Source organism: Vibrio sp. 10N.286.52.C3 (genome assembly GCF_041468865.1).
In the GTDB taxonomy this organism is placed as follows: Bacteria; Pseudomonadota; Gammaproteobacteria; order Enterobacterales; family Vibrionaceae; genus Vibrio; species Vibrio crassostreae_C.
In genome coordinates, this window is sequence record NZ_JBFRJM010000064.1 from 1 (window position 1) to 22945 (window position 22945).

Annotated in this window: 19 protein-coding genes; 10 read left to right on the forward strand and 9 right to left on the reverse strand. The window is 44.0% G+C overall.

Annotated features, from left to right (window positions below):
• Positions 1 to 95 precede the first annotated feature (95 nt).
• On the reverse strand, positions 96 to 1742 hold the full coding sequence (gene pgm / locus AB4138_RS19930; RefSeq protein WP_061034159.1) for a phosphoglucomutase (alpha-D-glucose-1,6-bisphosphate-dependent): 1647 nt from the start codon (positions 1740 to 1742) through the stop codon (positions 96 to 98).
• 92 nt (positions 1743 to 1834) lie between these two features.
• Positions 1835 to 2374, reverse strand: a complete 540-nt coding sequence (gene seqA, locus AB4138_RS19935; RefSeq protein WP_017061953.1) for a replication initiation negative regulator SeqA — start codon at positions 2372 to 2374, stop codon at positions 1835 to 1837.
• Between the two features lie 93 nt (positions 2375 to 2467).
• Here seqA and AB4138_RS19940 point away from each other — a divergent pair, with 93 nt between their 5' ends.
• From AB4138_RS19940 to fldA, 3 genes are all read left to right on the forward strand, one after another.
• Positions 2468 to 3229 carry an alpha/beta fold hydrolase gene (locus AB4138_RS19940; RefSeq protein ID WP_017061954.1) on the forward strand — a complete coding sequence of 254 codons (762 nt, stop codon included), beginning with the start codon at positions 2468 to 2470 and terminating at the stop codon, positions 3227 to 3229.
• 108 nt (positions 3230 to 3337) lie between these two features.
• The gene (locus AB4138_RS19945) at positions 3338 to 3556 is read left to right on the forward strand and encodes a DUF2788 domain-containing protein (RefSeq protein ID WP_004737900.1); all 219 of its coding nucleotides are present in this window, start codon (positions 3338 to 3340) and stop codon (positions 3554 to 3556) included.
• 58 nt (positions 3557 to 3614) lie between these two features.
• Entirely contained in the window at positions 3615 to 4148 is a 534-nt protein-coding gene (gene fldA / locus AB4138_RS19950) for a flavodoxin FldA (protein WP_010436745.1), read from the forward strand.
• Positions 4149 to 4244: 96 nt separating this feature from the next.
• Here the strand turns inward: fldA and AB4138_RS19955 are convergent, their stop codons facing one another.
• Entirely contained in the window at positions 4245 to 4751 is a 507-nt protein-coding gene (locus tag AB4138_RS19955) for a DUF4442 domain-containing protein (RefSeq protein ID WP_372307426.1), read from the reverse strand.
• A 207-nt stretch (positions 4752 to 4958) separates the two neighbouring features.
• On the opposite strand from AB4138_RS19955, the gene fcrX reads away from it, so the two are divergent.
• Positions 4959 to 5405, forward strand: coding sequence for a ferric iron uptake transcriptional regulator FcrX (gene fcrX, locus AB4138_RS19960; RefSeq protein ID WP_017061956.1), 447 nt, complete (start codon positions 4959 to 4961; stop codon positions 5403 to 5405).
• Positions 5406 to 5462: 57 nt separating this feature from the next.
• Positions 5463 to 6080: a prepilin-type N-terminal cleavage/methylation domain-containing protein gene (locus AB4138_RS19965; protein ID WP_032547229.1), complete on the forward strand. Its 618-nt coding sequence runs from the start codon at positions 5463 to 5465 to the stop codon at positions 6078 to 6080.
• A 132-nt stretch (positions 6081 to 6212) separates the two neighbouring features.
• On the opposite strand, the gene glnS is transcribed toward AB4138_RS19965, so the two are convergent.
• Both glnS and nagE read right to left on the reverse strand, forming a co-directional pair.
• Positions 6213 to 7880: a glutamine--tRNA ligase gene (gene glnS, locus AB4138_RS19970; RefSeq protein ID WP_017063407.1), complete on the reverse strand. Its 1668-nt coding sequence runs from the start codon at positions 7878 to 7880 to the stop codon at positions 6213 to 6215.
• A gap of 299 nt (positions 7881 to 8179) precedes the next feature.
• Positions 8180 to 9730 (reverse strand): N-acetylglucosamine-specific PTS transporter subunit IIBC, encoded by a 1551-nt coding sequence (nagE, locus tag AB4138_RS19975; protein ID WP_032546287.1) that lies wholly within the window; start codon positions 9728 to 9730, stop codon positions 8180 to 8182.
• A 475-nt stretch (positions 9731 to 10205) separates the two neighbouring features.
• Here nagE and nagA point away from each other — a divergent pair, with 475 nt between their 5' ends.
• The 4 genes from nagA (at position 10206) to asnB (ending at position 16135) form a co-directional block, all read left to right on the forward strand.
• Complete coding sequence (gene nagA / locus AB4138_RS19980; protein WP_017062193.1) at positions 10206 to 11342, forward strand: N-acetylglucosamine-6-phosphate deacetylase; 1137 nt, start codon at positions 10206 to 10208, stop codon at positions 11340 to 11342.
• 2 nt (positions 11343 to 11344) lie between these two features.
• Positions 11345 to 12559 (forward strand): ROK family protein, encoded by a 1215-nt coding sequence (locus AB4138_RS19985; RefSeq protein ID WP_017062194.1) that lies wholly within the window; start codon positions 11345 to 11347, stop codon positions 12557 to 12559.
• Positions 12560 to 12642: 83 nt separating this feature from the next.
• Entirely contained in the window at positions 12643 to 14229 is a 1587-nt protein-coding gene (locus AB4138_RS19990) for a cation:proton antiporter family protein (RefSeq protein WP_017062195.1), read from the forward strand.
• Positions 14230 to 14464: 235 nt separating this feature from the next.
• Positions 14465 to 16135, forward strand: coding sequence for an asparagine synthase B (asnB, locus tag AB4138_RS19995; protein WP_372307429.1), 1671 nt, complete (start codon positions 14465 to 14467; stop codon positions 16133 to 16135).
• Positions 16136 to 16213: 78 nt separating this feature from the next.
• Here the strand turns inward: asnB and rfaH are convergent, their stop codons facing one another.
• Positions 16214 to 16720, reverse strand: a complete 507-nt coding sequence (rfaH, locus tag AB4138_RS20000) for a transcription/translation regulatory transformer protein RfaH (RefSeq protein WP_017068990.1) — start codon at positions 16718 to 16720, stop codon at positions 16214 to 16216.
• Positions 16721 to 17221: 501 nt separating this feature from the next.
• Here rfaH and AB4138_RS20005 point away from each other — a divergent pair.
• Positions 17222 to 18607, forward strand: a complete 1386-nt coding sequence (locus tag AB4138_RS20005; protein ID WP_102393253.1) for a peptide MFS transporter — start codon at positions 17222 to 17224, stop codon at positions 18605 to 18607.
• Between the two features lie 90 nt (positions 18608 to 18697).
• Here the strand turns inward: AB4138_RS20005 and hemH are convergent, their stop codons facing one another.
• The 3 genes from hemH to htpG form a co-directional block, all read right to left on the reverse strand.
• Positions 18698 to 19660: a ferrochelatase gene (gene hemH, locus AB4138_RS20010; RefSeq protein WP_017068992.1), complete on the reverse strand. Its 963-nt coding sequence runs from the start codon at positions 19658 to 19660 to the stop codon at positions 18698 to 18700.
• A 276-nt stretch (positions 19661 to 19936) separates the two neighbouring features.
• The gene (adk, locus tag AB4138_RS20015; RefSeq protein ID WP_017062200.1) at positions 19937 to 20581 is read right to left on the reverse strand and encodes an adenylate kinase; all 645 of its coding nucleotides are present in this window, start codon (positions 20579 to 20581) and stop codon (positions 19937 to 19939) included.
• Positions 20582 to 20970: 389 nt separating this feature from the next.
• Positions 20971 to 22875: a molecular chaperone HtpG gene (htpG, locus tag AB4138_RS20020; protein WP_017062201.1), complete on the reverse strand. Its 1905-nt coding sequence runs from the start codon at positions 22873 to 22875 to the stop codon at positions 20971 to 20973.
• Positions 22876 to 22945: the final 70 nt, after the last annotated feature.

Genomic DNA, 22945 nt, shown 5'->3' on the forward strand with positions numbered 1-22945 from the left:
CACATTTCAGGACGGGACAGACAAATAAAAAAGGGCTGATGCTTTCACATCAACCCTTCCATTATTTGCTTTATAACTCTATGAATCGTACTCGATTATAGACCTGCAGCGGCAAATACTTGGTTAACAATCTCTTGAGCTTCTGCTTCGATTGCTTTTAGGTGCTCTTCACCTTTAAAGCTTTCACAGTAGATCTTGTAGATGTCTTCAGTGCCTGATGGACGAGCAGCGAACCAACCGTTCTCAGTTGTCACTTTAAGGCCACCAATCGCAGCGCCATTACCAGGAGCATGCGTTAAACGAGCAGTAATCGCATCGCCAGCAAGCGTTTCAGCAGAAACCATCTCTGGAGAGAGCTTTTTCAGCACGTCTTTTTGTGCGCCATTTGCTACCGCTTGAATACGGTTGTACTTAGATTCACCGTGTTTAGCAGCCAGCTCTTCGTAGTACTCTTGTGGGTTCTTACCTGTAACGGCTGTGATCTCAGCCGCAAGTAGGCAAAGAATTAGACCATCTTTATCTGTTGACCAAGGCGTACCGTCTTTACGTAAGAAAGATGCACCTGCACTCTCTTCACCACCGAAACCAAACTGACCGTTGTAAAGGCCATCAACGAACCATTTGAAACCAACTGGCACTTCACAAAGTTCACGACCTAAGTCTGCTACTACACGGTCGATCAATGCGCTTGATACCAAAGTTTTACCAACAGCAACCTCTTTACCCCAACCTTCACGGTTACGGTATAGGTAATCGATACAAACCGCTAGGAAGTGGTTTGGGTTCATTAGGCCTTTAGGCGTAACAATGCCGTGGCGATCGTAATCAGGGTCGTTACCAAACGCTAGTGCGTATTCATCTTTAAGTGCAAGCAAACCTGCCATTGCGTATGGAGAAGAACAGTCCATACGAACTACGCCATCTTTATCTAGAGACATGAATTGGAATGAAGGGTCAACCGCTTCACTTACCAGAGTAAGATCTAGATTGTACGCTTTACCAATTTGACGCCAGTAATCAATACCGCTGCCACCCAGTGGATCAACACCAATCTTGATGTTTGCTTTCTGGATCGCTTCCATATCCACGACGTTAACCAAATCAGCGACGTATGGCGCGACTAGGTCAACTTCTTTTACTAGCTCAGACTGTTTAGCCTGTGCGATAGGCGTACGCTTAACACCTTGCATTTGCTCAGCAATGATCACGTTCGCACGGTCTTCAATCGCTTGAGTCAGTTCAGCTTCAGCTGGGCCACCGTGTGTCGGGTTGTATTTAATACCGCCGTCTTGAGGTGGGTTATGTGAAGGCGTGATAACAATGCCGTCGGCTTTTTTGTCATTCACTAGGTTGTGCGTAAGAATCGCGTGCGAGATACCAGGTGTTGGAGTAAAGCCGTTGTTTTCTTGAATAATAACTTCAACACCGTTCGCTACAAGCACTTCGATAACCGTAGAGAACGCAGGCTCAGATAGAGCGTGAGTATCTTTACCTAAGAAAAGAGGGCCAGTTGTACCTTGCTCGGCACGAACTTCAGCAACCGCTTGTGCAATTGCTAGAATGTGGTTTTCGTTAAATGTTGATTTGTCTGCTGTACCGCGGTGACCTGAAGTACCGAAAAGTACTTTATGATCTGGGTTCGTAGCATCCGGTTGCTGTAAGAAATAGTTAGCAACTAAAGCCGGGATATTATGAAGATCTTCCTGCTGAGCTTTCTGCCCAGCACGAGGGTGCATAGCCATTTTTCGACATCCTTATATATAAAATTTTAAAACAAAAAAACCTCATAATATCTTCTTATCCATGGATATTATGAGGTTTAAATCAGATTTCGTTAAATTGAACCTGTTACTTTTTCTATCAATTCTGCTTGGAAATTCATGCGGCTCATAAGCTGCTCAACCATCTGTCTTTTTCGGCTTGTATTGTTATTAGTAATAACCCAAAAAGGACTTTGTGGAATAGCTTTAGGCTTAGTCGTGTTGCCGTTTGCTAGCAACGTCGCTTCGTTATCTGCAAAGTAAACGCGCTTACGGCCTTTTACTTGAGTTGCTTCTGAAAAGCTTAAAGGGTCGATTTTATGCAGTGTTGATAACACAAGCATGAAACGATCAATGGCTTTCTTTAGTGATGCAAACTCATCTGATATTAGTAGTGAGCGCATTTCTTTAACGCCATCGAACTTCTCTGGAGTAAAGCCTACCTCTTTGCTAACAACGATACCTTTTGGCTCAACGATCTCTTCGATCGGAGCCATGCCTTGGCTATCAACCTGTAACAAGCGGCGCAGAATATCTGAAGCGCTTTCGCCAATACGTTCTGTCTGACCCGCAATAAAACGGTATAGGTCCTCATCAACCTCAATTGTTTTCATTCGCTTTTCACAATCTCAATGTTTAAACTCTGGGGGATTATAGCGAGATCCGCGCGGATACTCTACGTCAAACCCACCATGAATAAGATAAAAATGTCAGTACAGCTCAACTATAAAATTGAAGGTGAGGGTCACACCATTGTTTTGATCCATGGATTATTCGGTAATCTGGACAACCTTGGCTTGCTCGCTAGGGATCTAAAAGCCGATCATCAGGTACTTAGTATCGATCTCCGCAACCACGGTCAATCCTTCCATAGTGACACTCATAACTATCAAGCGATGGCACAAGACGTGGCTCAACTGCTGCATGATCTTAAGTCAGAAGACGTCACTGTGATTGGTCACTCGATGGGTGGCAAAGTAGCGATGGCACTGACACAACATCTTGCGCTGCATAAATTGATTGTCTTGGATATGGCTCCGGTCGCGTACACTCAGAGTCGCCACGACAACGTATTCGCAGGCCTGCAAGCCGTGATAGAAGAAGAGCCGACTTCACGCTCAGATGCACTCAAGGTTCTCGCAAAACATATCGAGATCGATGGCGTTCGCCAGTTTTTAACCAAATCTTTGTTCAAAACAGAGCAAGGCATCATGGAATGGCGCTTCAATGTTGCTTCGTTATTGAGCAACTACCCACATATTATTGGTTGGGAACCGATCGAGAAAACCTCGGTCAAAACCTTGCTCATTAAAGGTGGGGATTCAGATTACCTCACCGCAGAACATCAAGCAGCCGTTCAGCAGCAATTTTCTAACGCAAAAGCGCATGTCATTGCCAACACAGGTCACTGGCTGCATGCTGAAAAACCAGCAGAAGTACTTAGAGCAATTAGAAAATTCATCGCTTAACTGCGCTTTTTCGTGCAGATAAATGAGAGCTGTGTAATTACTGCAGATTAACTTTATCTCACAACAGTGATATAGTGCGCCCAAGCAAAATTGGTATATAAGGTTCCCATGCTTTACGACTACATGAACATCATCGAATCTGTTGGTTTAGATCTCCTGTTTGCCGCGATTTTCTTTTTAATCGGTATGGCAATTAAGGACGTTCTCAAGCAGGGAAATGTTCCTCCATTTGGTCGTCGCATCGTATGGTTAGTACTTTTCCTTGGCTGTGCGGGTTTTATCGCCAAAGGGATAATCCAACTAAGCTGGGAAGGAACTGGGATCTAACGATTCTCTTCCGAACTTTATTACACCGACAACAGACAAAATGAAAGGTAATGATTCTATGGCAAGTGTAGGTCTCTTCTTTGGTAGCGATACAGGTAACACTGAAGCTGTTGCTAAGATGATTCAAAAGCAATTGAGCAAACAGCTCGTTCACGTTCAAGACATTGCAAAAAGCAGCAAAGAAGATATCGATAACTTCGATCTACTGCTGCTTGGTATCCCTACGTGGTACTACGGCGAAGCACAATGTGATTGGGATGACTTTTTCCCAGAGCTAGAAGCTATTGATTTCTCAACTAAGCTTGTTGCTATCTTTGGTTGTGGCGACCAAGAAGATTACGCAGAATACTTCTGTGATGCTATGGGTACTATCCGTGACATCGTTGAAGCGAAAGGCGGTACTATCCTAGGTCACACATCAACTGAAGGCTACGAATTCGAAGCATCGAAAGGTTTAGTTGAAGGCGATGACAGCCAATTCGTTGGTCTATGTATCGATGAAGACCGTCAACCTGAGCTAACTGATGAGCGCGTATCTAACTGGGTTAAACAAATCCACGAAGAGATGTGCCTAGCAGAGCTAGAAGACTAATTCTCTAGTGGTTGTTAATTGTTACAGTTAATAACCATTATGTAGATATGAAAAAACCTCCTTATAGGAGGTTTTTTGCTATTTAAAATCTATTAATTAGCACTCAGCCTCTAATGCTTCATCATCATCTCTAAATTGCGGCTTCTTTCTTACATAGAGGGTGCGTTGAATTTCTGAAACCACATTACCCTGCTTATCTTTCACGTGAATAATAAATTCGGGGAAACACTTTTCACCGAGTTGCGTCTGACGATAGATATCGTCAAGCTGCCCTTGCCTTATCTCAAAATCTGCATACAAGTCCGATTGCCCCGGCTTGATGAAGTTAATGCTCGCTTCTTTATCCCAAACATAATATCGTTGACCTAAAATTCCCATTAACATCAATGAGTAAACGGGATCGGTAAGAGAAAAGATACTGCCGCCATATTGAGTACGATTGGCGTTCTTATTCCACCAGCGTAGCTTAAGTACTGTCTTAACAACCCTAAAGTCAGTGCTAATGTGGGCTATTCGAATACCCGCTCCCCAAAAGGGAGGCCAAATATTAAGAGCAAATTTTACAATGTTGGGTTTATATATTTTTGCGAGTTGCTTATTCATAACAACATTCCATGTTCATATCAGAAACACCGTCACCTTGACTGGTCGTACCTCCACTATAAGTGAGATACTTCCAATTTACAAAACAGATTGTGATGTCAGTAAGTAACCCTTTGAAGTTCGTGGTTTATTGTTATGCCTGACTAAACTATAATGGTATTAATATTGAATTCTGTTAATTGCTGCAGATCATCAACAGGAAAGTATATGTCAGACAATAATCAAGCGCTAAAAGATGCAGGTCTTAAAGTGACCCTTCCACGGCTCAAAATTTTAGAAGTATTACAACAGCCAGACTGCCAACATATTAGTGCTGAAGATTTATATAAGAAGCTGATCGACCTAGGTGAAGAAATCGGTCTTGCAACCGTTTATCGAGTACTTAACCAATTCGATGACGCTGGCATTGTAACTCGTCACCACTTCGAAGGCGGCAAGTCTGTATTTGAACTTTCTACACAGCACCACCACGACCACCTTGTATGTTTAGATTGTGGCGAAGTGATCGAATTCTCTGATGACATCATCGAAGAAAGACAGAAAGAGATTGCTCAGCGTTACAACGTGCAACTAACAAACCACAGTTTGTACTTGTACGGCAAAAGCATTAACGGAGATTGCAAAGGCAATCCAGACGCGCATAAAGCGAAGTAGTAATACAGAACGCTGGCTTAGGCCGGCGTTTTTTATATAGGGCATCATAAAGTATCCATGAAAAGAATCCCGCTAGTTAAGGCTTTTACTTTAATTGAGATGTTGGTTGTTGTAGTGATTATTGCAGTGCTTGCTATTGTTGCCCTTCCCCGTTTTCTTAACATTCAAACCGATGGCCGTATCGCTCTGTTTGACGCTGCTCAATCTCAATTTCAAACTGCGATCACGTTTGCTCACAGTAAATGGCTGGTCAGCGGCGGCGGCAACGCTGAAATGAATGACATGCCAGGTTTTGGGGAAGACGGAGACGGCAATGCTCAATTGGACATAAATGACGTCGGCTACCCACTCGGCGTCGATAAAGGCAACCCTATGGGGCAGCCTTACAACATAGGTCAAGGTGACCAAGGGTGTGTGTCAATATGGAATGCCATTATGACAACCGACCTGACCGCTACTACAGACCCGAACCAGTCCAACAATTTTGATTTTATTACCCGCCGTCAAAACCATAGTTTTGTTGCCAAAGACGGTACTCCTCAAAACAAACTCGCGCTTTGCTACTTCATCTACACTGGAGTCGATTTCGACAGCGATCCTGGTAATGCAGGTTATGTTTTCTGGTACAACTCACGCACGGGTGAAGTAACCCAACAAGACCCTAATAATCCCTAAAACTCTGGCTCTAGTGCTTAAAACGCTAGTTGGTCACTAGAAACACCTTGGTAATCAAATTTAAGACACAAAAAAACCGGCTCTAAGCCGGTTTTTTATTGGGTCGTTTTTAACAAACTAAATACTCAAGCATTAAGCTTCAGTTTTACCCCATGTGTCACGTAGACCAACCGTGCGGTTGAAGACTAGTGCATCTGCTTTAGAGTCTTTCGAATCCACACAGAAGTAACCTGTACGTTCAAACTGGTACGCTTGCTCTGCCACACCTTCTGCTAAGCTAGGTTCAACAAAACCATTTAGCGTAACAAGAGATTCAGGGTTTAGCGTTGCAGCGAAGTCATCAGCAGCGGCTGGGTTTGGCACTGTGAATAGACGATCGTACAAACGAATCTCAGCAGGCAGTGCTTTATCAGCAGATACCCAGTGGATAACGCCTTTCACTTTGCGGCCATCTGCAGGGTTCTTACCCAATGTTTCATTGTCGTAAGAACAGAAGATAGTCGTAATGTTGCCTTCTGCATCTTTTTCGATACGTTCAGCTTTGATCACGTAAGCACCACGCAGGCGAACTTCTTTACCTAGAACCAAACGCTTGTACTTTTTGTTTGCTTCTTCACGGAAGTCGTCACGTTCGATCCAAACTTCGCGTGTAAATGGAACTTCACGAGTACCCATTTCTGGCTTGTTCGGGTGGTTTGCAACCGTTAGCGTTTCTACTGTATCTGCTTCGTAGTTTTCGATAACGATCTTAACTGGATCCAGAACAGCCATTGCACGAGGTGCATTTTCGTTCAGATCATCACGGATGCAAGATTCAAGTGAACCGAACTCAATCATGTTCTCTTGCTTAGTTACACCAATACGCTTACAGAATTCACGAATCGAGCTTGAAGTAAAACCACGACGACGTAGGCCAGAAATAGTAGGCATGCGTGGGTCATCCCAACCTTGAACTAGGTTTTCAACCACAAGTTGGTTCAGCTTACGCTTAGACATCACTGTATATTCAAGATTCAGGCGGCTAAACTCGTACTGACGAGGTTGGCAGTCAATCGTGATGTTATCTAGAACCCAATCATACAAACGACGGTTATCTTGGAATTCAAGCGTACAGATAGAGTGCGTAATACCTTCCAGCGCATCAGAGATACAGTGAGTAAAGTCGTACATTGGGTAAATGCACCACTTGTCAGCCGTTTGATGGTGGTGAGCAAAACGAACACGGTAGATAACAGGATCGCGCATAACCATGAACGAAGAGCTCATGTCGATCTTAGCACGTAGACACGCTTTACCTTCTTCAAAGCCACCGTCACGCATTTTTTCAAACAACGCTAGGTTCTCTTCAGGGCTGCGGTCACGGTATGGGCTCGCTTTACCAGGCTCTTTTAGCGTGCCACGGTACTCACGGATTTGATCAGGACTTAGCTCGTCAACATACGCTAAGCCTTTATTAATTAATTCCACAGCATAAGCGTAAAGCGTATCGAAGTAGTTTGATGAGTAACAAATATCACCAGACCATTCGAAGCCTAACCAGCTTACATCATTCTTAATTGACTCAACGTATTCAACGTCTTCTTTTTCAGGGTTTGTATCATCGAAACGAAGATTACATTGTCCCTGGTAGTCCTGAGCAATACCAAAGTTCAAGCAAATAGATTTAGCGTGACCAATGTGCAGGTAGCCATTTGGCTCCGGCGGGAAACGAGTATGCACGCTACTGTGTGTACCATCCGCTAAATCTTTATCAATAATTTGGCGAATGAAATTCGATGGACGAGCCTCAGCTTCACTCATCTATAGCACCTCTATGTATTTAGTATTGTCAGAGAAAGTTATCTTTCGTCCCCAAGAAAACGGTCGCTTATAGCGCCAGTCAAAGATAGAAAGATCATTGTTGCTAATCATCCACAATTCTTAGCCTTTGCACAATAAGAACCGTCCGTTAATTGCGATTATTTCTGCTATTCGATGAAGAATAGAACGAACCGTGTTCGCTGGTCTTAAACTGCAGGCACAAAAAAGCCTCCCATGTGGGAGGCTTTCAATTTGACACTTACTTAAGAGTAACTTTACGTCTTAACTAAGTACTTCCCTTACTGTGGAAGTTTTACATCAGATAGGTCTTCGCCTGCACCAATAGCTTTCATTTCGCCAGCTACGATTTCAGCTAGTGGGCCTAGGATAACCTGTAGGTTGTTTTCACCTAGTTTAACCACACCTTTAGCACCAAGTTTCTTAAGAACAACTTCATCTGCAACAGAGCGGTCTTTAAGAGTTAGACGTAGACGAGTGATACAAGCGTCGATTGAAGTTAGGTTGTCGTGACCACCTAGAGCTTTCAGGTATTGACGTGCAAGGTCGCCCTTTGGTGCGTCGCCAGCAGGAGCTGCAACAGCTTCGTCATCATCTTCACGACCTGGCGATTTCAAGTTGAAAGCGCGGATTGCGAAAGAGAAAGTGAAGAAGTATAGAGCACCGAAGCCAAGACCGATTAGTAGTAGTACGAATGGTTTAGTTGCTAGACCCCAGTTCAATACGAAGTCGATAAGACCAGCAGAGAAACCGAAACCGTGCAGAGTACCAAACATGTTAGCAACTACTAGAGACAAACCTGTAAATACAGCGTGCATTGCGTATAGAGCAGGAGCTAGGAATACGAACATGAATTCTAGCGGCTCTGTGATACCTGTTAGGAATGAACAGAATGCAACTGAGAATAGTGCGCCACCAACTTGGCTACGTTTTTCAGCAGGAGCAGCTAGGTACATTGCAAGTGCAGCACCTGGTAGACCGAACATCATTACTGGGAAGAAACCGTTCATGAATACGCCAGCGCCTTTATCGCCGCCGAAGAAACGGTGTAGGTCGCCAGATTTAACTGTTTCAGTTACTTCTTTAACAGTTGCAACAATTTCTGGGTTAACTGAGTTAGCAAATTCAAATGTGTACTCTTGACCAACAACTAAAGTTTTAGCTAGAGCAGGGTCAACACAAAGTTGAGAGAAGCCTTCTGCAGCAACTACGATCTCTTGACAAGAGCCCATACCGAACCAGAAGTACGAGTTCAGTACATGGTGTAGACCTACTGGGATAAGTGCACGGTTAAGAGTACCGTAAACAAATTGACCGATAGCGCCAGACGTTGAAACTGCGTGAGCAAGTGCATCTAGACCAGATTGAACAGCAGGCCATACAACACCAAAGATTGCGCCAGCAACTAGAGCAAATAGACCAGCCATAATAGGAACTAGACGTTTGCCAGAGAAGAATGCTAGCCACTCTGGAAGACGAGTCGCGTGGAATGCATTGTAAGAGTGACCTGCGATGATACCTGCAAAGATACCGCCGAAGAATGACATATTTACACTAGCATCGATGTTTGTTGCGGTTGCTGTCAGAACAAAGTAAGCAACTGCACCAGCAAGACCTGCTGCGCCGTTACCGTCTTTAGAAAGACCAATAGCTATACCCAAACCAAACAATAATGGTAGTTGACTGAAGATTGCGTTACCAGCAGATGCCATGAATGCGATATCGAGTAAGTCTGGTTGACCCAGACGTAGCAGCAATGCCGCAATCGGAAGCGTTGCGATTGGTAGCATTAACGCCTTACCAAGCTTCTGCGCATATCCTAGAATATTCACCAGTTGTTTCCCCCTATAGGATTTTTTAGAATTCGTTTGAGAAACTTATTTTAGTCGCTCAATTTAGTCCTATTCAGTGTATTCAATTAATTTTGCTCCGCAAATTAAAACCTTACCATTTGTGATCCTAATCACCAGTTTTTACCAAATCCAGAGGTTTTTGCTAGCGAGATCATAAAACTTATTTTATCATTCAAAAAAATGAACATTTATGGATAAAATCCAAATCTAATCATTAGGCAAAAAGATGGTAACTCCGGGCTTATAGAGCACCGTGAATAATCATTATTGATGGACCTAAATGTATAATAAAAATCAATTGTTCATATGTTTTTCAACAACTTAAATCGCTTCTCATTTTGAAGCCGTTTGCCCATAAAAGATAAATCGTTACGTAAATGATGCTCGCAAACTAAGTCCGCATTTAGGTAACGAACGAATTTAAAAGATCTCACGAAATAAGGATTAGCTGACTATGTACGCGCTAAGTAACTGTAAAATTTACACTGGTAGTGATGTTCTAACCGATCATGCTGTTGTAATCGAAAACGAACTGATCAAAAAAGTCTGTCCTATCTCTGAATTGCCAGAAGGAATCGAGCTTCGCGACCTAGACGGAGCAAACCTAAGCCCAGGTTTCATTGACCTACAACTGAATGGTTGTGGCGGTGTAATGCTTAACGATGAGATCACTGCAGAAACCATGCAGATCATGCACAAAGCAAACCTGAAATCTGGCTGTACTAGCTTCCTACCAACGCTTATCACCTCTTCAGACGAAGATATGCGTGCGGTTATTACGGCAGCTCGTGAATACCATAACCAGTACCAAAACCAATCTTTAGGTCTGCACCTTGAAGGCCCTTACCTAAACGTTGCGAAAAAAGGCATCCATAGCGTCGATCACATTCGTAAATCTGACAACGAAATGATTGAGCTTATCTGTGAGAACCGTGACCTTGTTGCAAAAGTAACATTGGCTCCAGAGCTTAACGACCCTGAACACATCGAACGCCTGCACAAAGCTGGCGTTGTCGTTTCTATCGGCCACACCAACGCAACTTACGCAGAAGCGCGTCAAGGTTTCGAATCTGGTATCACGTTCGCCACTCACCTGTTCAATGCAATGACGCCGATGGTTGGTCGTGAGCCTGGCGTTGTTGGCGCGATTTACGATACTCCTGAGGTTTACGCTGGCATTATTGCCGACGGCTTCCACGTTGATTACGCAAACATCAGAATTGCGCATAAAATCAAGGGAGAAAAGTTGGTATTAGTGACGGATGCCACAGCTCCTGCAGGTGCTGACATGGAATACTTTATTTTTGTCGGTAAGAAAGTATATTACCGTGATGGTAAGTGTGTTGATGAAAACGGCACACTAGGCGGCTCAGCTCTGACTATGATTGAAGCAGTTCAGAATACAGTTGAGCACGCTGGTATCGCTTTAGACGAAGCTCTTCGCATGGCTACGCTATACCCAGCTACGGCTATCGGTGTAGAAAGCAAGCTAGGTCGAATCAAAAAAGGCATGGTTGCAAACCTAGCTGTATTTGACCGAGACTTTAACGTTAAAGCGACTGTTGTTAACGGACAATACGAGCACAATTAAGTATGAATGGCGGACAAATAGGTAACGTAGACTTAGTTAAACAACTAAACAGTGCGGCGGTATACCGACTTATAGACCAACAGGGGCCTATCAGTCGTATACAAGTGGCTGATGTAAGCCAACTCGCACCGGCAAGTGTTACAAAAATTACCCGCCAACTTTTAGAGCGCGGCCTAATTAAAGAGGTTGCGCAGCAAGCGTCTACTGGCGGTAGACGCGCTATCTCCCTAACCACAGAAGTAGAGCCTTTTCATTCTGTTGCTGTGCGTTTGGGTCGAGACTACATTCAAATAAGCCTGCATGACCTTGGTGGTCGTGAATTGGCTTTCCAACAGCAAGACCTGAATTATTCAGACCAATCAGACCTTACCCAAGGCTTGGTCAATAACCTCAAAGCTTTCATTGCTGAGCATCAACCAAAGATCGATCAACTGATTGCTATTGGTGTCACGCTTCCAGGCTTGGTTAACCCAACGACCGGTGTTGTTGAGTACATGCCGAATACCGACATCGATAACCTCGCATTAAGCGACATTATTCGCGATACATTCCATGTTGCTTGTTTTGTTGGTAACGATGTTCGTGGAATGGCGCTTGCTGAGCACTACTTCGGTGCAAGTAAAGATAGCCAAGATTCTATTTTGGTCAGTGTTCACCGTGGTACAGGTGCAGGTATTATCGTTAATGGTCAGGTTTTCCTAGGTCATAACCGTAATGTGGGTGAAATTGGTCATATCCAAATTGATCCGCTAGGCGAGCAATGCCAATGTGGTAACTTCGGCTGTCTTGAAACAGTAGCGGCAAACCCAGCTATCGTTGAACGCGTGCAGAAGCTGATTAAACAAGGCTATGAGTCTTCTTTAACAGAGCTTGAGCATATTACGATTCAAGACGTTTGTGACCACGCGATTAATGGTGATGAGCTAGCCAAGCAAAGCTTAGTTCGAGTAGGAAACCAGTTAGGTAAGGCTATCGCGATGACGATTAACTTATTTAACCCTCAAAAAGTTATCATTGCTGGTGATATTACCAAGGCACAAGAGATTGTTTTTCCTGCAATTAAGCGCAATGTAGAGAATCAGTCGTTAACGACTTTCCATAGCGGCCTGCCTATTGTAGCATCACAGATCGATAAACATCCTACGATGGGAGCTTTTGCTATGATTAAGCGCGCCATGCTTAACGGCGTGTTACTGCAGAAGCTTCTCGAAGACTAGAGAAAACAATTCTGATTTTCCGCGGGCCGTGTTTGTATAAACACGGCCCGTTTTTTTAAGCTAGGGAACTACAACAACAAGTTATGGAACTTATATTAATATCCACTGCGTTTATCGCAGGATTTATTGCTTTAAAGTGTCACCTTCCCCCATTAGTTGGTTTTTTGGTTGCAGGCTTTGGGCTTTTTGCCTTTGGCTTTGAAACCAATGACACCATCATTACTTTAGCTGACCTTGGTGTCACGCTGCTTCTATTTACTATCGGCTTAAAGCTCGATATCAAAACCCTACTCTCTAAAGAGATCTGGGCTGGCGCGACAATCCACAACCTTTTGTCCACTCTGTTTTTCGCCGTCGCCCTGTTTGGCTTTAAGTTCTTAGGTATTTCATCGCTAGCTGCCATGTCGGTAGAACAGATCGTTCTGCTCGGTTTTGCTCTTTCATTCTCTAGTACTGTATTTGCGGTTAAGACTCTGCAAGAGAAAGGCGAAATGAATGCGACCTACGGAACGTTAGCGATTGGTATCTTGGTCATGCAGGATATCTTCGCCGTAGTATTCTTAACGGCTTCTACGGGCAAAATACCTGAGTGGTATGCAATTGCTCTGTTTGCCCTACCCTTATTACGCCCACTGTTCTACAAAGTGCTCGATTGGGTTGGTCACGGTGAGATGCTGGTTCTTTCCGGCATCTTCTTCGCATTAGTCGTCGGTGCTGGTTTATTCCATTTGGTTGGTGTGAAACCAGATTTGGGGGCTCTTGTTCTAGGTATGTTACTTGCTGGTCACCCAAAAGCCTCTGAATTATCAAAGTCGCTGTTTAACCTTAAAGAACTTTTCCTTGTCTGTTTCTTCTTGAATATTGGTCTGTCAGAGCAACCAACCATTCAAGGCTTTATGCTCGCAATCTTGTTCTTGCTGATGCTGCCAGTGAAAGGTGTTCTCTACTTCTTGGTACTCAACCGCTTCAAGTTCCGTGTTCGAACGTCTCTACTTGCCTCGCTATCACTGTTTAACTATAGCGAGTTTGGCCTCATCGTTGGTGGTCTCGCCTTCAAGATGGGTTGGATGTCGGGTGATATCTTAGTTGCCGTTGCCATTGCAGTTTCACTGTCTTTTCTAATCGCTGCTCCTTTAAACCGAGCTGGTCATAAGCTTTATCAGCAGTCAGGTAAATGGCTAAAAGAGCATGCGTCAGAAAAGCTTCACCGACGTGATAAGCGAATTGACCCTGGTCGTGCCCAAGTGCTTATTCTAGGTATGGGCCGAATTGGTACCGGTGCTTATGACGAATTACGTACTCGCTATGGCAAGGTCAGCCTAGGTGTAGAAGTGCGTGAAGAAGCCGCGCACAACCACAGAAGCCAAGGCAGAAACGTGATTTCTGGCGACGCGACTGACCCAGATTTCTGGGAGCGAATTCTAGATACAGCAAACGTAAAGCTGGTGATTTTGGCAATGCCTCACCACCAAGGTAATCAAACCGCTTTAGAACAATTAAAGTCACGTAACTTTAAAGGCCAAATTGCGGCTATTGCTGAATATCCCGATCAACTCGAAACACTGAAAGAGAATGGCGTTGATGCGGCATTTAACATTTACAGCGAGGCTGGTAGTGGTTTTGCTCGCCACGTTTGCGAACAGTTAAATCCAAATATCAATAAAATCTAGTATTAGACAGTGTTCAACTAAACCTCTCAAAACTGCCTATTTTTCGCACTTTTGAGAGGTTTTTGTTTAAAAAACCAACCGCAATTAAACATCACACACCAAAAGCACATAAAAATTAGATAATTTCTAACAGAACACCCTTTATATTATTTTTTTGCTCACATCCGGTTGCTTTTTTTAGCCAGAATGGCAAATTGAATGCAGTTGATTTGGAAATTATTTAAAAGGAAGTTCTATGTGTTCAGTATTTGGCATTCTCGACATTAAAAGTGATGCCGCAGCACTTCGCCCTATTGCTTTAGAAATGTCTAAGAAGCTTCGTCACCGTGGTCCAGACTGGTCTGGTATCTATGCTGGTGAAAAAGCAATCCTTGCTCATGAACGTCTTGCTATTGTTGGCTTGAACAGTGGTGCTCAACCACTATACAGTCAAGACAAAAAGCACATTCTTGCAGTAAACGGTGAAATTTATAACCACAAAGAACTTCGTGCACGCTATGAAGATAAGTACCAGTTCCAGACTGATTCTGACTGTGAAGTTATCCTAGCGCTATACCAAGAGATGGGTGCAGACCTTCTAGAAGAGCTTAACGGTATTTTCGCATTCGTTTTATACGACGAAGAGAAAGACGAGTACCTAGTGGGCCGCGACCATATTGGTATCATCCCGCTTTACCAAGGTTACGATGAGCACGGCAACTACTACGTGGCTTCAGAGATGAAAGCATTGGTTGAAGTATGTAAGACGATCAGTGAATTCCCTCCAGGTAGCTTCTACTCTTCGAAAGATGCTGAACCTCAACGCTACTACATCCGCGATTGGAACGAGTACGCTGCGGTACAAGGCAACAGCACAAGCAAAGAAGAACTGACTGAAGCGCTAGAAGCAGCCGTTAAACGTCAACTAATGACTGACGTTCCTTACGGTGTACTTCTATCTGGTGGCCTGGATTCATCAATTACTTCAGCAGTTGCAAAACGCTTTGCGGCAATGCGTATCGAAGATGATGAGCAATCTGAAGCTTGGTGGCCACAACTGCACTCGTTCGCTGTTGGTCTTGAAGGCGCACCAGACCTTATCGCTGCTCGTGAAGTTGCGGACAAGATCGGAACTGTGCACCATGAGATGACTTACACTATTCAGGAAGGCCTAGACGCAATCCGTGACGTTATCTACCATATCGAAACTTACGATGTAACGACGATTCGTGCATCAACGCCAATGTACTTGCTGGCTCGTAAGATCAAAGCGATGGGCATCAAGATGGTACTTTCAGGTGAAGGTGCTGATGAAATCTTTGGTGGTTACCTGTACTTCCATAAAGCGCCAAACGCGAAAGAGTTCCACGAAGAGACAGTACGTAAACTGCTTGCTCTAAGCATGTTCGACTGTGCTCGTGCAAACAAATCGCTAGCGGCATGGGGTGTTGAAGGCCGTGTACCATTCTTGGATAAAGAGTTCATCGATGTCGCAATGCGTCTGAACCCTGAAGATAAGATGTGCGGTAACGGTAAGATGGAGAAACACATCCTGCGTGAGTGTTTTGAAGACTACCTACCAGATTCAATCGCATGGCGTCAAAAAGAGCAGTTCTCTGATGGTGTTGGCTACGATTGGATTGATACATTGAAAGCAACGGCTGAAGCAAAAGTAACGGATCAACAAATGGAAGCTGCTAAGTTCCGTTTCCCTTACAACACGCCAACAACCAAAGAAGGTTATGCTTACCGTGAAATCTTTGAGGAGCTATTCCCTCTAGAATCTGCGGCAGAGTGTGTACCTGGTGGTCCTTCAGTTGCTTGTTCATCAGCGAAAGCGATTGAGTGGGATGATTCATTCAAAAACTGTGTCGACCCATCAGGCCGTGCAGTACAAGCCGTTCACAACGATGCTTACAACGCTTAGAGCGTTTTGAACAAATCCTAAAGACTAAAAAAGGCGCATTATGCGCCTTTTGTTTTAAGCCTATTTTTATTACTGCAGTTATGCGCGAGCTTGTAGTGCTTCGTTCTCAATACTGATTGGAACGACTTGGCTGATCATTTTCACCAGCATAATCGATCGAGCCTCACCGTCTTTCTGATCGAAAATAGCTTCAACCCCAGCAAATTGGCCACTCTGAATCTTAACTACCTGTCCAGATTCAAACTCAACACAACAATCTTCCACTTCGTTACTGCAGCACTTCTCAAACTCTTTAAGTTCAAACACCAAGTCTCCTTGGACCTCGTGCGGCAGTGAACCGAACTTAATAAAGTCCACAACGCCACGTGTTGAACGAACGGTCGTGAAGCTAGGACCTTGCTCATAGTCGAAGCGAACAAAGATGTAAGACGGAAACAGCGGTTCTTTGACCTGCTTTTCTTTCCCTCTCACCACCTTTTCGACTTCTATTTGAGGGTAAAAGCACTCTACCCCCTGATTCTCTAAGTGCTGCTGAGCGCGTTTTTGATCACCACGCTTACAGTAAAGCAAATACCAACGTTTCATTTGACTAGCCATTTTATATTTTTAGATATTTTACCACATGCCTAAAACGGTTAAATCACCATTAATAAAATGAATCGTTGCTAACGAAAAATAATGCGTAGCAGACCAATTTATCAACAAAAAGTTATAGGTGTCGGAGTGGTTAAGCATTGTACAGAGATCATTTAGAGATCAAAAGACTCATTGTTGTAAGCATATGTATGCCCCACCTAATGCGCATGCCACTCCCTTAAAACTCAAAATGATACACCAGAGCAATATATCTAAAGATTTTAATTCAACACAACTTTAATGAAGGTTATTAACCAACCAACTCAAATCTGGAAAATTAGTTTGCAGCACATCTAAAATGGGCAACATTAAAAATAAAGATATTTAATATCAACATCTTAGTTAAACCAAGTTGTCGTGACCATAAAATAAGTCTATTGCAGACTTTTATCCCACTGTGTATACATGAATGACTATAAAATCTTTTAATACCTAAAATTAGTAAAACTTATGCCAAGCAACCACAACATCTTTGGCCACCCTAGAGGCCTATTTCTACTTTTTAGCACAGAGCTATGGGAACGTTTCTCTTACTATGCGATGCGTGCCATCCTTGTCTTATTTTTGACTGACACTACCCTCAACGGTGGACTGGGTTGGTCAACGAAAGACGCACTCGATCTCTACGGTATTTACACCGGCTTAGTCTACATCACACCATTAATTGGTGGCTGGATTGCCGATAACTACCTAGGTCAGCGTAAATCAATTATGATTGGCGGTGTATTGATGGCACTTGGCCAATTTACAATGGCTCTACCTAACGGCTTCATCGGTTTAGACCAAGTGAACGCGCTGTACCTTGGTTTAGCACTGCTAATCAGTGGTAACGGTATGTTTAAGCCGAACATCTCAACCATGGTTGGCGATCTGTACCAAGAAGGCGATAACCGCCGTGACGGTGCTTTCACCATTTTCTACATGGGCATCAACTTAGGTGCGCTGCTTGGTGGCTTAATTTCAGGTGCTGCTGTCGATTCATTCGGTTGGAAAGCAGGTTTCCTAGCCGCTGGTATTGGTATGGTTATTAGCTTGATCATGCAAGTGACAATGGCTCAGTCTTGGTTGGGCAACATCGGTTCTGTACCTGCTGCTGCAAGAGCGAAAGCACTAAACAAATCTAAAGAAAAAGCGCCACTGACCAAAGAAGAGTTCGACAGACTAAAAGTGATTCTTATCATGGGTCTGTTCGTGATTGTTTTCTGGGCGGGCTTTGAACAAGCTGGCGGCCTAATGAACATCTACACTCAACAATATACTGACCGTATGATTGGTGGCTTTGAAGTTCCTGCTGCGTGGTTCCAATCTTTGAACCCATTCTTCATCATTACACTTGCTCCAATCATTGCTGCGTTCTGGGTGAAACTGGGTAAGCGTGAACCCAACTCTCCTGTTAAGTTTGCAATGGCATTGTTCTTCTTAGCACTGGGCTTTGTGTGCATGATGGGCGCGGTAATGGAGCAAGGCGGTGACCTAACCGTGAAAACATCAATGCTATGGCTAGTCGGTGCTTTTTTCTTCCATACCCTTGGTGAGCTTTGTCTATCGCCTATTGGCCTGTCGTTGGTCACTAAGTTAGCTCCGCTTCGCCTAGCATCATTGATGATGGGTGCATGGTTTGGCTTCAATGCGGTGGCAAACTACGTGGCAGGCCTGGTCGGTTCTCACGTTGGTGAGCTTGGTGCTATGTCAATCTTCAGTGGTATTGCTATCACAGCAACGGTGAGTGCCATATTACTGCTGCTTTGTGCTGGTAAGCTTGTATCATGGATGCATGGTGTAGAAACCAACATGACGCTTGAAGCAGAACCAAAAGCAGAAACTTCGGTCGCTTAATAGCTAGATCGATTTCAAGAAGAAACATCAAGATCAAAAAGGGCTGCTCAATGAGCAGCCCTTTTGTTATCTATTCAATCGCCATATCAGTTAGCGATGAAGCGCCACTAGTTCAGCCATCATGTCGATGTGTGAGTCTCTGTCGTTCAGACACATAATGTAGCTAAAGTCCGAACCACCAGCGTCAATGAACGTCTCTTTACACTGGTCTGAAATCTCTTCCAACGTTTCCAAACAGTCAACCGAAAAGGCAGGCGCCATGATGTCGATCTTCTTGATGCCTTTACTCGGCAGTGACTCAAGTGTCTCGTCAGTGTATGGCTTCAACCACTCTTCTCGACCAAATCGCGATTGGTATGTCATGGTGATATCGTCCGCTAACAAACCTAACTCTGCCGCAAGCAGCTTTGTTGTCGCTTCACAATGCTGAGGGTAGATATCGCCTTCATCAGCCAGTCGCTTCGGAATACCGTGGAAAGAACACACTAAATGATCGGCTCTGCCATTTTTATCCCAATGACTGCGGACGCTTTCAGCCAATGCTTTTGCATAGCTTGGGTGCGCGTAGTAGTCGCGAATAAAGCGATAGCTCGGGATAACTGGCATCTGCTTAAAGGCTTTGGTCAAACCATCAGAAACCGCTGCTGTGGTTGTGCCAGAGTACTGCGGATACAGAGGCAGTACGATGATGTCCTCAACGCCCTGCTCCATCAGTTGCTCAACACCAGTCTTTAGGCTTGGGTTGCCATAGGTCATACCCAGTGCAACAGGCATCTCTAGTTTTTTCTGGAGCTTTTCAGCTTGTCTTTGAGAGTACACAAGCAGTGGTGAGCCCTCATCCATCCAGACAGACTGATACAGCTTAGCAACTTTAGGCGAGCGAATCGGTAAAATCACGCCATGTAATATAGGACACCAAAGCCAACGCGTTAGGTTTACAACTCGCTTATCGTGTAAGAATTCACTCAAAAATCGACGAACGCCAGCGGGGGTCGCCGCATCTGGCGTTCCTAAGTTCACCAGTAAAACGCCCTGCTTTTTATTATTTTCCATAGATACCTGAGACCAATATGTGATTTTCTGGAAAGTAATATACTAATCTGCATAAGTTTAAGATCATTGCGCCTCAATGAAAGTCTGAATAATCATTCTTCATATGAGATACACAACATCCACTCTCAATTGCTAGCCACTGCCATCGGGTCTGAACCGTTCTGAATCATGTGCAATCAAGTTATATAGATTGGTATCGTACTAAAAATTGAAACAAAAAAGCGACCCTTAAGGTCGCTTCCAATATATCAAATTCTAAAACTGGCTGTTAGCCAATTATGCTAGTGCTTTCTCAAGTTCTGCACTAACTTCAGCAACTTGCTTAGTACCGTCAAACTTAAGGTACTGAGTGTTACCTGCTTCAGCTTCTTTACCGTAGTAAGAGATTAGCGGAGCTGTTTGATCGTGGTATACACCTAGACGTGCACGAACTGTTTCTTCTTTGTCGTCATCACGTACCACTAGGTCTTCACCCGTTACGTCATCTTTACCTTCTTCTTTAGGCGGATTGTACACAGTGTGGTATGTACGACCAGAAGGAAGGTGAGCACGACGACCAGCCATACGCTCAACAATCACATCGTCAGCTACGTCAAATTCAACAACGTAATCAACAGCGATGCCCATTTCTTTTAGGCCATCAGCTTGTGGGATTGTGCGTGGGAAACCGTCTAGTAGGAAACCTTTCTCACAGTCATCTTGAGCGATACGCTCTTTGATAAGACCAAGGATAATTTCATCAGAAACTAGCTGACCAGCGTCGATTACTGATTTTGCTTGCTTACCAAGCTCAGTACCCGCTTTGATAGCAGCACGTAGCATGTCACCAGTTGAAATTTGAGGGATACCAAATTTGTTCATGATGAAGTTAGCTTGAGTACCTTTACCCGCGCCAGGAGCACCTAGAAGAATGATGCGCATGTTTAATCCTCTTATAAAATTATGATTTATACCGAAGCTCACTATCCCTCCATTCTTGCTCATTTTTAGGATGAACAGAAAGCGTTAAGTAACCATTGAGGCTAAGCAAAACTGTGAACAGAAGCAAAACGGTAAGTTTCGGTATAACGTTTAAAAATCATACAACTGGAGATAGTCGCTTCTTAGCCCCAGCTGATTAGGTCGAGCATTCTATCACATTAATATTCAATTTGGCTGAATTTACGACTAAAGAATGCATCGACAACATTTGTTGTGACGATAACGGTGACGTTGACCACGTTAGGTCAATTTTCAACGACGTTCATAAAAAAAAGCCCGCATTTGCGAGCTTTTTATTGTAATTGTTGGCTTAACCTAAAGTCGAAAGACTAACGCTTTGTTAGTAGCTCGTTGATTGCACCCAAGAATTGTGACGGATCTTCCATTGAGCCCTTTTCAGCCAGCATCGCTTGACCAAGTAGCAACTCAACCCAACGACCAAACGCTTGCTCGTCTGCTTCGTCAGCCATCTGTTTAACCAGTGCGTGCTCAGGGTTAATCTCGAAGATGTACTTCACTTCCGGTGCCGCTTGACCCGCAGCTTCAAGAAGCTTCGCCATTTGCGTGCCCATTTCGAAGTCGTCAGTCACAACAACCGCAGGTGTTGTTGCTAGCTTGAAGGTCGTACGAACTTCTTTAACACGACCACCTAGGTAAGATTGAGTGCGCTCTACAACAGATTTGAACTCTTCTTCTGTCTCTTTTTGCTTCTCTTTCTCTTCTTCACCTTCAAACTTGCTTAGGTCTAAGCCTGCTTTAGTGATCGATTGGAACTGTTTACCGTCGAAGTCAGTCAGGTAGTTCATTACGTACTCATCAATACGATCGTACATTAGAACCACTTCAATACCTTTAGCTTTGAACTGCTCCAAGTGTGGGCTGTTCTTAGCGGCAGCGTAGCTATCTGCTGTCAGGTAGTAAATCTTATCTTGGCCTTCTTTCATGCGCTCAACGTAAGATTCTAGGCTGATGGTTTGTTCAGCAGAATCCACTTCCGTTGACGAGAAACGAAGTAGACCAGCGATCTTCTCTTTGTTCGCCATATCTTCAGCCGGGCCTTCTTTCAATACTAGGCCGAACTCTTTCCAAAACTCTAGGTACTTATCATTGTCATTCTTCGCCATGCGCTCAAGCATAGTCAGTACACGCTTGGTACATGCGCCACGAAGAGACTGAGTTACCTTGTTGTCTTGCAGGATTTCACGAGACACGTTCAATGGCAGATCGTTTGAGTCAATCAAGCCACGAACGAAACGCATGTAAGATGGCATGAACTGCTCTGCGTCATCCATGATGAATACACGCTGCACGTAAAGTTTCAAGCCACTCTTGTGGTCACGGTTCATCATGTCCCAAGGTGCTTTCGCTGGGATGTAAAGCAGGCTTGTGTAATCGTTCTTACCTTCAACCTTGTTGTGGCTCCAGGTTAGTGGATCAGCAAAGTCGTGAGATACGTGTTTGTAAAACTCTTGGTACTCTTCTTTCTCGATATCAGACTTGTTACGAGTCCAAAGTGCTTGCGCCTTGTTGATCTGTTCCCAATGTTTCTCTTCGGTGTCTTTACCTTCGTCATCTTTCACTGCTGTGAAGATAGAAACAGGAATGCCGATGTGGTCAGAATATTTACCAATCACTTCACGCAGACGCCACTCATTTAAGAACTCTTTACCGTCTTCACGCATGTGCAGAACGATGTCAGTACCACGAGACTCTTTAGTGATGTCTTCGATTGTGTAATCGCCTTCACCTGCAGAGTGCCACTGAACAGCTTCATTGTTCGGCAGGCCAGCTGCACGTGTGCGAACCGTTACCGCGTCTGCGACGATGAATGCAGAATAGAAACCCACACCAAATTGACCAATCAGTTGAGAGTCTTTGCTTTGGTCTTCAGACAGCTTTGAGAAAAAATCTGCAGTGCCTGACTTAGCAATCGTACCTAAATGCTCAATAACGTTGTCGCGGCTCATACCGATACCGTTATCAGAAATGGTTAACGTGTTTGCTTCCGCGTTGAAAGAAAGTTTTACACCTAGATCTGCATCACCTTGGTAAAGGTCACCGTTCGATAGAGCTTGAAAACGAAGCTTATCAGCCGCGTCAGATGCGTTAGAGATCAGCTCACGTAGAAAGATTTCTTTATTTGAATACAGTGAGTGAATCATTAGATGAAGTAGTTGTTTTACTTCAGATTGAAAGCCACGAGTCTCTTTATTTTGCGTTGCCGTTTCGCTCATTTTTACTCCAAAACATCTATACTTTATGTTGAATAATCATAGGGGCGTAACACTTGATGCCACTCTTCTG

Excerpts from the sequence above, each read along its gene's own strand:
- pgm (WP_061034159.1), bottom strand. The coding sequence starts at position 1,742 with ATGGCTATGCACCCTCGTGCTGGGCAGAAAGCTCAGCAGGAAGATCTT.
- seqA (WP_017061953.1), bottom strand. The coding sequence starts at position 2,374 with ATGAAAACAATTGAGGTTGATGAGGACCTATACCGTTTTATTGCGGGT.
- AB4138_RS19940 (WP_017061954.1), top strand. The coding sequence starts at position 2,468 with ATGTCAGTACAGCTCAACTATAAAATTGAAGGTGAGGGTCACACCATT.
- AB4138_RS19945 (WP_004737900.1), top strand. The coding sequence starts at position 3,338 with ATGCTTTACGACTACATGAACATCATCGAATCTGTTGGTTTAGATCTC.
- fldA (WP_010436745.1), top strand. The coding sequence starts at position 3,615 with ATGGCAAGTGTAGGTCTCTTCTTTGGTAGCGATACAGGTAACACTGAA.
- AB4138_RS19955 (WP_372307426.1), bottom strand. The coding sequence starts at position 4,751 with ATGAATAAGCAACTCGCAAAAATATATAAACCCAACATTGTAAAATTT.
- fcrX (WP_017061956.1), top strand. The coding sequence starts at position 4,959 with ATGTCAGACAATAATCAAGCGCTAAAAGATGCAGGTCTTAAAGTGACC.
- AB4138_RS19965 (WP_032547229.1), top strand. The coding sequence starts at position 5,463 with ATGAAAAGAATCCCGCTAGTTAAGGCTTTTACTTTAATTGAGATGTTG.
- glnS (WP_017063407.1), bottom strand. The coding sequence starts at position 7,880 with ATGAGTGAAGCTGAGGCTCGTCCATCGAATTTCATTCGCCAAATTATT.
- nagA (WP_017062193.1), top strand. The coding sequence starts at position 10,206 with ATGTACGCGCTAAGTAACTGTAAAATTTACACTGGTAGTGATGTTCTA.
- AB4138_RS19985 (WP_017062194.1), top strand. The coding sequence starts at position 11,345 with ATGAATGGCGGACAAATAGGTAACGTAGACTTAGTTAAACAACTAAAC.
- AB4138_RS19990 (WP_017062195.1), top strand. The coding sequence starts at position 12,643 with ATGGAACTTATATTAATATCCACTGCGTTTATCGCAGGATTTATTGCT.
- asnB (WP_372307429.1), top strand. The coding sequence starts at position 14,465 with ATGTGTTCAGTATTTGGCATTCTCGACATTAAAAGTGATGCCGCAGCA.
- rfaH (WP_017068990.1), bottom strand. The coding sequence starts at position 16,720 with ATGAAACGTTGGTATTTGCTTTACTGTAAGCGTGGTGATCAAAAACGC.
- AB4138_RS20005 (WP_102393253.1), top strand. The coding sequence starts at position 17,222 with ATGCCAAGCAACCACAACATCTTTGGCCACCCTAGAGGCCTATTTCTA.
- hemH (WP_017068992.1), bottom strand. The coding sequence starts at position 19,660 with ATGGAAAATAATAAAAAGCAGGGCGTTTTACTGGTGAACTTAGGAACG.
- adk (WP_017062200.1), bottom strand. The coding sequence starts at position 20,581 with ATGCGCATCATTCTTCTAGGTGCTCCTGGCGCGGGTAAAGGTACTCAA.
- htpG (WP_017062201.1), bottom strand. The coding sequence starts at position 22,875 with ATGAGCGAAACGGCAACGCAAAATAAAGAGACTCGTGGCTTTCAATCT.